10 protein-coding genes, 1 tRNA gene and 2 pseudogenes are annotated in these 12,657 nt (G+C 68.2%); 6 read left to right on the forward strand and 7 right to left on the reverse strand.

All coding sequences use genetic code 11. The features are described from left to right. Positions 1-220 precede the first annotated feature (220 nt). Positions 221-1,099, forward strand: coding sequence for an amidohydrolase family protein (locus FFS20_RS16720; RefSeq protein WP_137826924.1), 879 nt, complete (start codon positions 221-223; stop codon positions 1,097-1,099). An 82-nt stretch (positions 1,100-1,181) separates the two neighbouring features. Beyond that, positions 1,182-2,675: an aldehyde dehydrogenase family protein gene (locus FFS20_RS16725; protein WP_137826925.1), complete on the forward strand. Its 1,494-nt coding sequence runs from the start codon at positions 1,182-1,184 to the stop codon at positions 2,673-2,675. Positions 2,676-2,863: 188 nt separating this feature from the next. Here FFS20_RS16725 and FFS20_RS16730 read toward each other — a convergent pair whose 3' ends face one another. Then, a complete protein-coding gene (locus FFS20_RS16730; protein WP_137826926.1) occupies positions 2,864-3,460 on the reverse strand; it encodes a bifunctional 5,10-methylenetetrahydrofolate dehydrogenase/5,10-methenyltetrahydrofolate cyclohydrolase in 597 nt (198 codons plus the stop codon). On the opposite strand from FFS20_RS16730, the gene FFS20_RS16735 reads away from it, so the two are divergent. After that, positions 3,446-3,519: transfer RNA gene (locus tag FFS20_RS16735), tRNA-Pro, on the forward strand. The two genes, FFS20_RS16730 and FFS20_RS16735, sit on opposite strands and share 15 nt — an antisense overlap. A gap of 207 nt (positions 3,520-3,726) precedes the next feature. On the opposite strand, the gene FFS20_RS16740 is transcribed toward FFS20_RS16735, so the two are convergent. From FFS20_RS16740 to FFS20_RS16760, 5 genes are all read right to left on the reverse strand, one after another. Next, positions 3,727-4,956, reverse strand: a complete 1,230-nt coding sequence (locus FFS20_RS16740) for a site-specific integrase (protein WP_026529682.1) — start codon at positions 4,954-4,956, stop codon at positions 3,727-3,729. Continuing rightward, entirely contained in the window at positions 4,940-5,152 is a 213-nt protein-coding gene (locus tag FFS20_RS16745) for a helix-turn-helix domain-containing protein (protein WP_026529681.1), read from the reverse strand. Before FFS20_RS16745 ends, FFS20_RS16740 begins: the two co-directional genes overlap by 17 nt. Next, entirely contained in the window at positions 5,149-5,673 is a 525-nt protein-coding gene (locus FFS20_RS16750) for a hypothetical protein (protein WP_085996294.1), read from the reverse strand. Before FFS20_RS16750 ends, FFS20_RS16745 begins: the two co-directional genes overlap by 4 nt. 143 nt (positions 5,674-5,816) lie before the next feature. Next, on the reverse strand, positions 5,817-7,538 hold the full coding sequence (locus FFS20_RS16755) for a TraM recognition domain-containing protein (RefSeq protein WP_051498920.1): 1,722 nt from the start codon (positions 7,536-7,538) through the stop codon (positions 5,817-5,819). A 53-nt stretch (positions 7,539-7,591) separates the two neighbouring features. Continuing rightward, on the reverse strand, positions 7,592-8,104 hold the full coding sequence (locus FFS20_RS16760; RefSeq protein WP_026529678.1) for a hypothetical protein: 513 nt from the start codon (positions 8,102-8,104) through the stop codon (positions 7,592-7,594). 466 nt (positions 8,105-8,570) lie between these two features. On the opposite strand from FFS20_RS16760, the pseudogene FFS20_RS16770 reads away from it, so the two are divergent. The 3 genes and pseudogenes from FFS20_RS16770 (at position 8,571) to FFS20_RS16780 (ending at position 10,787) form a co-directional block, all read left to right on the forward strand. Then, positions 8,571-9,748: pseudogene (locus FFS20_RS16770) on the forward strand (IS3 family transposase). 80 nt (positions 9,749-9,828) lie between these two features. Beyond that, complete coding sequence (locus FFS20_RS16775; RefSeq protein ID WP_026529675.1) at positions 9,829-10,185, forward strand: metalloregulator ArsR/SmtB family transcription factor; 357 nt, start codon at positions 9,829-9,831, stop codon at positions 10,183-10,185. Then, entirely contained in the window at positions 10,182-10,787 is a 606-nt protein-coding gene (locus FFS20_RS16780; RefSeq protein WP_026529674.1) for a cadmium resistance transporter, read from the forward strand. The genes FFS20_RS16775 and FFS20_RS16780 overlap by 4 nt, the downstream gene beginning before the upstream one ends. Positions 10,788-11,659: 872 nt before the next feature. Here FFS20_RS16780 and FFS20_RS16785 read toward each other — a convergent pair. Then, positions 11,660-12,562 (reverse strand): annotated as a pseudogene (locus FFS20_RS16785) (ATP-binding protein); the annotation flags it as partial. Between the last annotated feature and the right edge of the window lie 95 nt (positions 12,563-12,657).

A 12,657-nucleotide genomic window follows, 5' to 3' on the forward strand; every position in this document is an offset into this window, starting at 1 on the left:
GACCGGCACGTTCTCCGCCATCGTCGACGCCGACTGGGGTGCCGGCGGTCTCGAGATCCGTCGCGCCGGGATCGTCCGCACCGCCCGCAAGCTCATGGACGGAACGGCCTTCGGCCGCTGAGTCCGAACCGCCGCAGACCCGAGAGCCGCATACCTGACCGCCGCGGACCCAAGCCACCACTCGTCACCCGCACCGCCGGACCACAGCAGAGGAGCCGATATGACCGATGCCCCCACGATTCCCGCCCCCGTGCGCAACCCGCACGCACCCACCGCGTTCACTCCTCCGCCGCTCTCCGTCGACGCCCACTGCCACATCTTCGGCCCCGCCGCGACGTTCCCGTTCGCGCCGAACCGCTCCTACACCCCACCGGATTCCGGGTACGAGGACTTCCTCGACCTCCAGTCCACGCTCGGCCTCGAGCGGGCCGTGTTCGTCCAGGCCAGCTGCCACGGCACGGACAACTCCGCGATGCTCGACGCCATCGAACGCGGTGAGGGCCGGTTCTCCGGGGTCGCGATGATCGACGATGCGACGACCGATGCCGAACTCGACCGCATGCACGAGGCCGGGGTCCGCGGCATCCGCTTCAACTTCGTCGCCCACCTCGGCGGGAGACCGGACCTCGAGAAGTTCTGGCGGCTCGTCCACCGCGTCGCTCCGAAAGGCTGGCACATCGTCCTCCACTTCGATGCGAAGGACATCCCCGACTACACGAACCTGCTGGCGAACATGCCCACGCCCTACATCATCGACCACATGGGGCGTGTGCGCACCGGCGACGGCCTGGACCAGAAGCCCTTCGCGACCCTGCTCGACCTCCTCGACGACGACCGGGCGTGGGTGAAGATCTCCGGTGCCGAACGCCTCAGCGCCACCGGGGAGCCGCCGTACTCCGATGTCGTCCCCTTCGCTCGCGAGCTCATCGCGAAGGCCGAAGACCGCATCCTCTGGGGCACCGACTGGCCGCACCCGAACGTGCGCCACATGCCCGACGACGGCGACCTCCTCGACTTCCTCGCCGAGATGGCCCCCGATGCGGCGACGCGCGAGAAGATCCTCGTGACCAATCCGCAGACGCTCTACCCGTTCCACTGACCCCTTCTCGACCCCGTCCATCCGCAGACCGACCGCACCACACCCACCGCACCACCGCAACCATCACAGAGAGGTGAGAACCATGACCGCCACCACCGAGACCACGACCGTGCAGACCGACCTCTACATCAACGGCGAACACCGCAGCACGCCGGAGACGATCGACGTTCCCGACCCCGCGAAGCCGGGCCGGATCGTCGGGCGGGCCGCCTCGGCGAGCAAGGACGACGTCGCCGAGGCGGTCGCCTCCGCCAAGGCCGCCGCCGCATCCTGGGGCAAGCTCAGCGCCGCCGAACGCGCCGAGCACATGCGCACCGCGATCGCCGGGATCGCAGACAACCGCGACGAGGACGCCCGCATCCTCTCGCAGGAGAACGGCAAGATCGTCCAGGAGGCGTGGGTCGATCCGCTCGTCCTCGAGATCCGTTGGAACCTCGCCCTCGACCTCGTCGACGAGGTGGAGCGCTCCACGGTGCTCGACTCCGCACCGGGGATCCCCACCCGCACCGAGGTCGCGCACAAGCCGATGGGGGTCGTGACGATCATCGTCCCCTTCAACTGGCCGATCGCCATCCTCGGCGCCTCCCTGCCGCACGCGCTGCTCGCCGGCAACACCGTCATCGTCAAATCCCCGCCGTCGACCCCGCTGGCCACCACGCTCGTCACCCAGCGGATCGCGGAGAAGCTGCCCCCGGGCGTGCTCAACGTCATCACCGGCAAGGACGAGAACATGTCCGCCCTCATCCACAACGAGGACATCGCGAAGGTGAGCTTCACCGGCAGCGTCGGGGGCGGGAAGAAGATGATGGAGATGGCCTCCGGCAGCCTCACCGCGGTGGTGCTCGAGCTCGGCGGCAACGACGCCGCGCTCATCCTCGAGGACGCGATCCTCGACGACGCCCACCTCGATCGGCTGTTCTCCGCGATCTACGACACCGCCGGTCAGATCTGTATGAACGCCAAGCGCATCTTCGTCCACCGGTCCCGCATCGGCGAACTCACCGACGGACTCGCGGCCCGGCTGGAGAAGGTCCGGCTCGGCTACGGGCTCGATCCCGAGACGACGATGGGTCCGCTGAACTCGCCGAAGCAGAAGGAGTTCGTCGACGAGCTCATCGCCGAGGCGAAGGCCTCGGGCGCCGAGGTCCGCGAGTACGCGCAGCTTCCCGACGGGGAGATGAGCGGCGGCAACTTCGTCCGCCCGGCCCTCGTCATCGACCCCGACACATCGCTGCGCGTGGTCACCGAGGAGCAGTTCGGTCCCGTCATCCCGCTCATCCCCTTCGACGACGAGGCTGAGGCGATCGCCGCAGCCAACGACACGTGGGCGGGCCTGAGCGGATCCGTGTGGACGGCCGACCCCGAAGCGGCTCAACGGGTCGGCGGTCAGCTCCAGTGCGGGTACGTGTGGGTCAACGACCACGGTGCACCCCGGCTCGACCTGCGCGCGCCCTTCGGCGGAGTGAAGAACTCCGGGATCGGCCGCGAACAGGGCATCGAAGGCGTCCGCGCCTTCCAGGAGTCCCATTCGATCTCCGTGCTCGATCCCGAAGTGCTCGCCGCGATGCAGCACTGAGGTTCGCCGAGGCGGGGCACCCGAGCCCCGCCTGCGGGCCGGCGCTCGGCTGGGCTGCGGACCCGCCGTCCCGGGCGCAACACGAATGGAGGGTCGATCCTCATCGAGGATCGGCCCTCCATTTCCCGTGTCAGCCCGAAGTGCCGGGCACAGGCGTCAGCACACCGCGCCGCCGCGCGGCCGCCCGCTCAGGCGTCGCTGGGCGGCAACCCGGCCTGCAGGCGCGCGGCGTCGAGGGTGTTGCGCAGCAGGGTCTCGATCGTCATCGGACCGACCCCGCCGGGAACCGGGGTGATGGCACCGGCGATGGGGGCCACCTCGGCGAAGGCGACGTCACCGCGCAGACCCGCAGGGGTGCGGTGGATGCCGACGTCGATGACCGTCGCCCCGGGCGCGACGAAGGCGTCGTCGACGGCCTCCTGCCGACCCATCGCGACGACGAGGACATCGGCTTCTCGCGCGACGGCGGGCAGGTCCGCGGTGTGCGAGTGGGCGATCGTCACCGTCGCATTGCGGTTGACGAGCAGCTGCGCCATGGGCCGTCCGACGAGCTCGGACCGGCCGATGACCACGGCACGCGCACCGTCGAGGTCGATGCCGGTCTCGTCGAGGAGGGTGATGATGCCGCGCGGGGTGCACGGCCGCAGCCCCGGCTCACCGCGGGCGAGGAGGCCCGTGCTCTGCGTCGTCAGACCGTCGACGTCCTTGACTGAGGGGTTAAGTGGGTTTACCCCGCTCTGGTCGGCCCGAACAACTGAAAATCCATGCCACGGGCTGTGGCGCAGCTTGGTAGCGCACCTGACTGGGGGTCAGGGGGTCGCAGGTTCAAATCCTGTCAGCCCGACGTAAAAGCCCAGGTGAGAGTAGGTTTCTCGCCTGGGCTTCATCATGTCCGGGGGTCGTTCTCTGTGGTCCCCCTCTGGTCCCCCGGCGCTCTCGCCGGTGGTCGCCTGTGGACGAACTGATCGCCCAGAACCCGCGTCCTGTGGATATGGGGACCAAAAGGGGACCAGAACGCTTCCGGGAGCACTCCCGCGGGCGTCGGAGCGCATCACAGGCCCCTGGTCGCGGGGCTGCTGCGCCGGGCGTTCTTGCGTTGTCCGGCGGTGGAGAGGAAGGCGTTGGCCTGCTCGGCGGCGGAGGCGAGGTGGCGGTCGTCGGGGTGGAGATAGCCGCGCGTGGTCTCCATCGAGGCGTGCCCGAGGATGTCTTGCAGTACGTGCAGCGGGATGCCCGCGTCGGCCATCCAGGTTGCCCCGGTGTGGCGTAGGCCGTGCCGGGTGAGGTCGGGCAGTCCGAGCTTCGCGACGATGCCGTCCCAGTTGGTGGCGTCGCGGACGGTCGCGGTGGTGAGATAGCCGCCCTTCGGGCCGACCAGCAACGAGTCCTCGGGCTCCTTCCCGTCGGTGAGGCGTTCGAGCACTGGCCGGAGTGGTTCGAGGATCGGCACGCGGCGTTCTTTGCGGCTCTTGGTCGGTTTTGTAACCAGGCCGCCTTTGCCGGGGAAAACCTGCCGGCGGATCACGACGAGGTTCTTGCCGTAGTCCACGTCCCCGACCTGCAACCCGGAGACCTCCGAGGACCGTGCGGCGAGTAGCGCGGCGAGCATCACGAAGTCGCTGTAGGACTGATGCACCTTGCCGCACGCCCTGGCGAGGCGGTTGAGGGTCTTCATGTCCGGGATTGCGTGCGCCCGTGGGGAGGTGTGTTCGGCGGACTGGCCGCGGAAGGCGTTGCGGTTCAGGCTCCGCTTGGCGCGGTTCTTCGCAGGATTGATCTGGATCAGCCCGTCCCGCACGGCCTCATCGAGCACCCGCACGAGCGGGGCGATGGTGTTCTTGATGGTCGACGCGCCGTGACGCTGCTCCCACTCATCAATGGTGCGGTCGATGATCCCGGCGGTGATCTGGGTGACCGGCAGGTGCCCGAGCGCGGGCAGCACGCGCAGTTTCAGCCCGTACCCGTAGGTCTCGCCGGTGGAGGTCGGGTCCAGGCCCCGCGCCCACCGGTCGCCGATGGAGGTGACGAACTCCAGCAGCGTCATGGACACGTCCATGCCCTTGGTCGATGAGTTGCGGAGCTGGTCGAAGAACGCGTGCGCGGCCGCTTCGTCTCGCACGATTTCCGAGCGGATGACACGCCGCTTGGTGGTCGGGTCGGTCCACCGGGCTCGGGCGCGGATGCCGTAGGAGCGGCGCTCCATGTCTGTGGAGACCTTCACGCCGATCGGCGGGACCGGCTTGGGCTCGGCGGTCGGCTGCGGTTCAGCTCTGCGGGGCACGGTCGTGTTCCAGCTCGCTCAGCCAGCGGTCCACGGCGTCGAGCCGGTACCGGGCGATCCCGCCAAGCCGCAGGAACGGCGGCCCCGTGCCGGCCGAGCGCCACCGCGACAGGGTGGACTCCGAGACCTTCAAGTACGCGGCGACCTCACGGCTGTCCAGCAGGGGCGAGACGAGTGCCTCGGTCTTGTCGCTCACGACACTTCTCCGGTGTCCGGGTCGAGGTCGCGGTAGAACGCTTCCTCTGCCTCGCGGCGGGCCTGGACGTCGGCCATGACGAACTCCACGAACTCGGCGTCGCGGTCGGTGATCGGGATGTCCTCGATCGGGTCGCCGGGTTCCTCGCCGGGCCAGACAGTCTGCCGGGTGGGACGGTCGTGGTCGAGCCGGGTGCCGCAGGCGGCGACCCATTCGCGGAGCCGCTGGCGGGCGTCGGCGAAGTCGCGGTGCCAGCCGAGCGGTGCGCTGCCGTTCTGGTCCGGGTCGTAGGCGCAGAGCCAGTGAAGGTGCAGCGCGCTCAGCTCCCACAGCAGCTCCGGGTGCATGTGCCAGGCGGGCGGGATCACGGAGGCGGGGAGCCCGTAGGTGTGGCGTAGCCAGTCCACCCAGCGGTTGAGCTCCAACCACTCGGCCTCGGCGTCCTCGGCACTCAGCAGGTTCCAGTTGATCGGGTGCGGCGGCTCGGCGATCAGCGGCTCGTCGTAGCCGTCGTCGTCCATCTGGTCCACATCCGAGTCGGGAACATCGTTCGTCGTGGCGTCGCCACCGGGTTCGTCGGACATGCTGGGCTCCTGTCTGCTCTCCGGCGCCGGTTCGTGCCGGGCCGTTGTGGCGGGCAGGTGCTCCGTGCCGCGACCGGCGTTCAGGTGCCGGAACGACGGAGCAGGGCTTCGATCTCGGCACGGTCGGCGGCGAGCTGGCCGGCGTCGGGACGCTTGGGCCAGGGGTGCAGGTCGGTGACGATCGGGGCCGCGGAGCGCAGCAGCACGATCCCGGTCCCGAACGGGAGCCGGCGGATGCGGTCGGGCGGGAAGATCGGCACCCGGCGCACGGACCGCTGGTTGGAGCGGGTGCCGTGGTCGCCCAGCGTCACGGAGTCGGTGTATTCGTCGCGTTCGCCGACCAAGGCGCTCAGGTCTTGCAGGTCCCGGCTGTTGGAAGCCCCGCCGAGGATGACCTTGACGATCGAGGCGTCCCAGATCGCGTTCGCCTGGTGCTCGTTCCAATTGTCCCGCGCCTGCGCGAGCGATTGGAGCACCGGCATGGTCGTGATCCCCGACCCGCCGCCTTCGGCCATCAGCGTCGGCAGCGACGGCAACGGCGAGAGGTTGGCTATCTCATCCAAGGCCAGCAGCATCGGCGGATCGAGCCGGGCACCGGCCGACCGTGCGGCCAGGCGGCGGGCGGTCTCGATGAGGTCTTCCACGAGCGCGGCGACCAGCGCGGCGCTGGCTCCCGCACCGGACCCGGTTGCCAGCAGGAACAACGTGCCGCGGTCGCGGATGAACGCTTCGGGATCGAAGCCCTCACCGGGGCCGGGCGATACGGCGTCGAGCACGCGCGGGTCCGCGAGGGAGCCGAGAGCCAAGGAGACGCCCTGCCAGATCGAGTCGCGGGTGCGGGGGTCGGAGTCGATCATCGCTTCCAGAGACTCGGCCCACCCGGTCGCAGCCTGCGTGGAGCCGGTCAGGATCGCCACCGCGTCAGCGGCCGCGGTCGGATCGAGAGTCCACCTGAACAGCTCGGCGGGCGGCCGATGGTCGATCGCTGCCGCGTGCAGCAGGGCTTGGAGCGCGGCCCGTGTCTTGCCCTCCCAGAAGCCTCCGCCGTCGACGCCGCCTGCGGACAGGCCGGTGCCGGCGGCGAGCCCGGTGGCGCGGATCATCGCCGTCTGCGGCGACTCGCAGCCCCGGATCGGTGACCAGCGCAGACCGGCGGGCAGACCCTCGGCCAAGTGTTGCGGGTCGAAGATCGCGACGGGGCCGATCCTGCGACGGGCGCGCATGGTCGCGGTGAGGTTGTCCGGCCTGGTCGAGGTGACGACGACGGCGCCGGGCGCGTCGAGGATCGCCGGGATCACCAGATGCAGGCCCTTCCCGGAGCGGGGCGGCCCGATCACCATGATCGAGTCCTCGACCGACGCCCACACGCCGGTGCCCTTGGAGGTGCCGAGCCGGTAGCCCACGTCCGCCGGCTTCGGGTCAGCCAGGCCGGGGCGCAGGTTTCCCGCGCGGCGCAGCAGCGCCTTCTCAGACGCAGCGGCGGCGACTTCGTGCCGTGTGGCGATCCCGGCCATGCGGCGCGGGTCGGTCTCGATCCGGTGGGTGTGGCGGCGCAACCGCAGCCACGCCCATAGCCCGCCGGTCACGAGGCCGGCGAGCAGCAGCCCGGCGACGATCCAGTAGACGACCGGGTTCAGGCCGTCCGCGTCGAGCGCCGCGCCGGGATCACCAGGGTGGAACAGCACACCGACCCCGGAAGCGGGATCGCCGGCCGGCTGGGGCGTGCCGGTCAGGAACGCGGCCACCGATCCCGCGGCGCGCAGGATCAGCGCGACGCCGAACAGGACGACCAGCCCGATCATCGCGGCGTTGGTCAGCTCGTCCCCGAACGAGCCGGTCTGCCGGCCCTGCTCGTTCACGGCACTCGCCGGATGATCGTGGTGCCGGAGACCCGGCCGAACAGGATGACCTCGATGACCTCGTCGGTCCGGTCGGCGCCGTTCCCGGCTGGGTCGATGAGGGCGCGCGCGGTGCCGGAGTGGGCGGCGTCGGTGTGCCCGGTGACGACTGCGACCGCCACGTCCTCGCCCGGAACGAACCCCTTGCCCTCGACGGTGTGAAACACCGGCCCGGCCTGCGCCGCCGGTTCCGGTTCGGGCTCGGGGCGGGAACGCCGGCGGCGGGCGGCGACGATGTCGGTGAACGTCGTGCCGTCCGCTTCGCGGACCTCGACCCTCGCCGGTGTCGTCCGGTCGTTCGTGGCGCGGTCGATGATCTGCCCGAACGAGGAGCGCCGCCACGGCGGCGCGAAAGGGTCAGGGTCCAACCGTTTCCCGTCGACGGTGACGGTCACGGTGCCGTCCTCGCGCACATCGAGCACGACGAGCGGAATGGACACCGGGACGGGCTCAGGCTCGGGCTTCCTCATAGCGTCGAGGTGAGTCAACGCCGCCATGAGAGCATGCGTGGCGCTCCTGGGCGTCCGCGCGCACGTACGAGCCGTGCAGGTCGAACCTCTGCCGCGTACGGAGGAATGTCGGACGTCTCTGGCAGGCTCTTCGTATGAGTGATGAAACTTGGGACGGCCGCCGGGCGGTCAGTGCGAGTTCGGGTGATAACACGGTTTCGCGTGCGCGGCAACCGGATGGTTGACGCGCACACTGGGGAGACATCATTCCGTGTCCGCGACGACGGCAGAGTGGTGGATGCCAATTCCGGCGAGACACGGTTTCGCGTGCGCGATGACGGCCGTGTGGTCGATGTCAACACGGGTGAGACGGTCTACAGACTCAGAGGTTGAGTCACTTAGCCCTGGGCGTGAGGAAGGGCGTGAGGAACGAATCGGTGACAACTGATCGTTAGTGCCGGGAGGCGCTGGCGGGGAGGATGTCATCATGCCCGGTCCTTATCCGAAAGAGTTCCGCGAAGACGTCGTCGCGGTCGCTCGTCGCCGCGAGAGCGGCGTCACCATCAAACAGATCGCCACCGACTTCGGCATCAGCGAAGCAACGCTGCAGAACTGGCTCCGACAAGCCGATATCGAAGACGGCAACCGTCCCGGCCAGACCGCCGCCGATGCCGCCGAGGCGCGGGATCTGAAGAAGCGGATCCGGTTGCTTGAGCAGGAGAACGAGGTGCTTCGGCGTGCGGCGGCGTATCTGTCGCAGGCGAACCTGAAACTCGGTGGCTCCCCAAAATGACGTACCCGCTCGTTGCTGAGCTCGCCGCCGCGGGGATTCCTGTGACGGTGTCGTGCCGGGTCCTCAAGCTCGCCCGCCAGCCCTACTATCGCTGGCGAAACGATCCCGTGCGGAGCGCGGACGTCCTCCGCGCGTATCGGATCAACGCGCTGCACGACGCGCACCACGACGACCCGACGTTCGGGTATCGATATCTCGCTGACGAAGCGCGGCGAGCCGGGTGGCGGATGAGCAGGCGGACGGCGTGGAAGCTGTGCTCGCAGGCCGGGATTCTCTCGTCCGCGCAACGCCGACGGCGCGGGAAGGGCAAGAAGGCCGGCCCGCCCGTGTTCGACGATCACGTCAAACGGGTGTTCCGCGCTGACGCGCCGAACCGGCTCTGGCTCACGGACATTACGGAGCACCGGACGAGCGAAGGCAAACTCTACTGCTGCGCGATCAAGGACGTATTCTCCAACCGCATCGTGGGGTACTCGATCTCGGACCGGATGACCGCGAAGCTCGCCGTCGACGCCGTCCGCAACGCCGTCACTCGCCGCGGCGAGGTCGCTGGCTGCATCCTGCACGCCGACAGAGGCAGCCAGTTCCGCAGCAGAGCGATGGCCAGCGAACTGAACCGACACGACATGGTCGGATCGATGGGCCGCGTCGGCGCCGCCGGAGACAACGCCGCCATGGAGTCGTTCTGGTCACTGCTACAGACGAACGTGCTCAACCAGCAACGGTGGGCCACCCGGCAGGAGCTGCGACTCGCCATCGTCGTCTGGATCGAGCGGAAGTACCACCGTCAGCGCGCCCAGGACACCCTCGGCGGCTTGACGCCCATCGAATTCGAAGCCAAACTGACCGAGCCGCTCACACTCGCGGCCTAAACCGAAACTGTCACCAGTTCGTTCCTCACGCCCAAGGAACGGTTTTGGCAATCATACAGCGAAGCGTGTATGTTCATTGGGTGCTGACTATAACCGATCGATTGGACGTGATGAACCGGCTCGGCCGAGCAATGGCCGACCCGACACGTTCACGCATTCTCATGACCCTGCTTGACGGCCCGATCTATCCTGCGGCACTGGCCCGCGATCTGGATCTCAGTCCGTCCAACGTTTCTAACCACCTGACCTGCCTTCGCGACTGCGGCATCGTCGTGGCCGAACCTCAGGGCCGCCGAACGCGGTACGAGGTCGCAGACCCCCGTCTCACCCGTGCGCTTACCGCTCTGCTGGATACGACCTTGGCTGTGGATCACGAAGCGACCTGCATCGACCCTTCCTGCGCTGTTTCGGAATGCACGGCGGAGGTGCACATATGATCCTGCTCTCGATCCTGCAAGCGATCGGCCTGTTCCTTGCCACGAATATCGACGACATCATCGTGCTCTCACTGTTCTTCGCCCGGGGTGCAGGGCAGCGAGGCACGACGGTTCGGATCCTAGTTGGACAGTATCTGGGGTTCGCAGGTATTCTCGGCGCTGCCGTACTCGTAGCCCTCGGCGCCGGAGCGTTCCTGCCTCCTGAGGTCATCCCATACTTCGGCCTGATCCCCTTGGGATTGGGGCTATGGGCGGCCTGGCAGGCGTGGCGTCGGCGGCATGACGATGACGACGATGATGAGGGCAAGATTGAAGGCAGGAAGGTCGCTGTCTGGGCCGTGGCAGGAGTCACCTTCGCCAACGGCGGGGACAACATCGGTGTTTACGTTCCAGTTTTCCTCAGTGTGGGGCCTGCCGCCGTGGTCGCATACTGTGTTGTGTTCCTCGCTCTCGTTGCGGTCCTGGTGTTCGTGGCCAAATTCATCGCCACCAGACGTCGGATCGCGGAAATCCTGGAACGCTGGGAGCACATCCTGTTCCCAATCGTTCTCATCGGCCTGGGCATCTTCATCCTGATCAGCGGCGGGGCATTCGGGCTCTGACGCATGAAGAAGACAAAGCGAACTGGGGTCTCCAAAGCCAGGTTGCGCCTCGGTTTCAGGGGTTCGTGCTCATCCCCGCGAGACCTGGTCACGCGGGGATGAGCACGAACCCGTCTTCTGGTTGTGCCGGGAAACGCCGCAAGTCGACCCGAAAGTCCTGGCCTGGGACTGTGTACTCCGCAGCGGCCAACCGTCCCGCAGCGGAAGCGAGGAGGTCCACCGTCGCCGGTTCACCCGGGCAGCGGTGGCCGTCCTCGTAGAATCCACCGCCTGCGCGTTCCGAAATTGCCCAGATGGTCGAGTTGCAGAGATTCCTTCTGAAGTCAAGAACCGTTCCACCGTGGCACGCAGCGCAGTTGCGGCCAGACCAGGATCAGCGAAAAGCACGCGAGAAGCGCGCAGCACACCCTCTCTTACTTCGTCGGGTGCCTATCTCGGGATCGGCATTATCAGCATCGGCGGATGCAGGTGCGTCACAGTGTAGTACGAGGAATAGGCGATGCCTTGGTACTCGAAATCATCGCGGTTCGACCTGTGGGAGTAGTCCACGCGATAGTCGCCGTGCCGTGCACAGCCTGTCGACACTCGGGATTCTCGCACTGACCGCGGACGACAAACGTGCCGGAAATCCACTCCGGCTCGAACGCAGGGTGGTTGCGCGCGGAAGCTGAATCGTGTCCTTCATCCTCGGTGGGCGCTGAGAATCCGATGTATCCGGTCTGGCACTTGGGGCACGCAGGCCGCGGCCACGGCTGTCCGTCCTCAATCGGGCGAGCGAGCTCGGAAAGTGCGGGGTCCACAGCCATGCTTCCAGCGTAAGCGGGACGCTATGCGGACAGGCGTAGAATGGGAATCGATCGCGGGCGACGGCTCTAGCCTTTGCCGGTCATGCGGGCGGTGGTGTCGAACGCGGCGAGCTCGGCGGGGTGGAGTTGGTGCTGCACGACGAAGGCCCGGTCCTTGATCCGCCAGAGCCCTTGCCCGGTGCCGAGTCCGGGCAGCAGGCGGCGTTCGGTGCCGGTCAGCCCGAGCGCGACGGCGGTGGGGCCGAGCTGATCGGTCTCCTGCCGGTAGACGATCTTCGTCTCCGCGTTTGCCAGCAGGCTGTTCGCCAGCGCCCGGTTCGCCGATCCGGCATCGCCGACGTTCTCCAAGTCGGTGAGCTTGTGGAACACCAAGAGATTGGCCAGCCCGTAGTGCCGGGCGAGACGCCAGTGGGCGTCCATCCTGCGCAGGAGCGCCGGGTGGGACATGAGCCTCCATGCCTCGTCGTAGACGACCCATCTGCGGCCCCCGTTGGGGTCGAGCAGGGCGGCTTCCATCCATGCCGACGAGCAGGTCATCAGCACCGAAATCAACGTGCTGTTCTCGGTGACGCGCGAAAGATCGAGGCTGACCATCGGCAGCGACGGGTCGAACCTGACGGTGCTCGGCCCGTCGAACAGGCCGGCCAGGTCCCCGGCCACCAGGCGGCGCAGCGCGTGGCCGACCTGGCGGCCGTCCTCGGTGAGCCGGCCGTCCGGGTCGTCGGCAGGGTCGGGGCGCAGCAGCCGGTCGACCACCATCGGCAGGATCGGCACGTCCGCGTCGCGGACCGCGCCGGCCAGGGCGGTGTCGATCGCGGTGTGCTCCAACGGCGCCAACCGCCGATCCAGCACCGTCTCCGTCAAGGCTCCGAGCAGATCGCGGCGTCGCGCGGCGAGGGTGGTGGCCCACTCCTGGTCGGACAGGCCGCCGGGCCGGTAGCCCTCATCCAAGGGGTGGGCTGTGTCAAGTTTCGTAGACGATCTCTTTGTGGATCAGGCGGCGATCGCGGCCTGAAGGGTGTAGTCGGCGCGCGCTTCGGCGGGCGTGCGGTAGCCGAGGCTCG

Source organism: Brevibacterium sp. 2SA, assembly GCF_005502845.1.
Classification (GTDB): domain Bacteria; phylum Actinomycetota; class Actinomycetes; order Actinomycetales; family Brevibacteriaceae; genus Brevibacterium.

What these genes read in the sequence shown, in the direction of transcription:
- FFS20_RS16755 (WP_051498920.1), bottom strand. Translation starts at nt 7,538, where the DNA reads ATGATCGGGCTGGTCGTCCTGTTCGGCGTCGCGCTGATCCTGCGCGCC.
- FFS20_RS16780 (WP_026529674.1), top strand. Translation starts at nt 10,182, where the DNA reads ATGATCCTGCTCTCGATCCTGCAAGCGATCGGCCTGTTCCTTGCCACG.
- FFS20_RS16720 (WP_137826924.1), top strand. Translation starts at nt 221, where the DNA reads ATGACCGATGCCCCCACGATTCCCGCCCCCGTGCGCAACCCGCACGCA.
- FFS20_RS16750 (WP_085996294.1), bottom strand. Translation starts at nt 5,673, where the DNA reads ATGGACGACGACGGCTACGACGAGCCGCTGATCGCCGAGCCGCCGCAC.
- FFS20_RS16760 (WP_026529678.1), bottom strand. Translation starts at nt 8,104, where the DNA reads ATGAGGAAGCCCGAGCCTGAGCCCGTCCCGGTGTCCATTCCGCTCGTC.
- FFS20_RS16725 (WP_137826925.1), top strand. Translation starts at nt 1,182, where the DNA reads ATGACCGCCACCACCGAGACCACGACCGTGCAGACCGACCTCTACATC.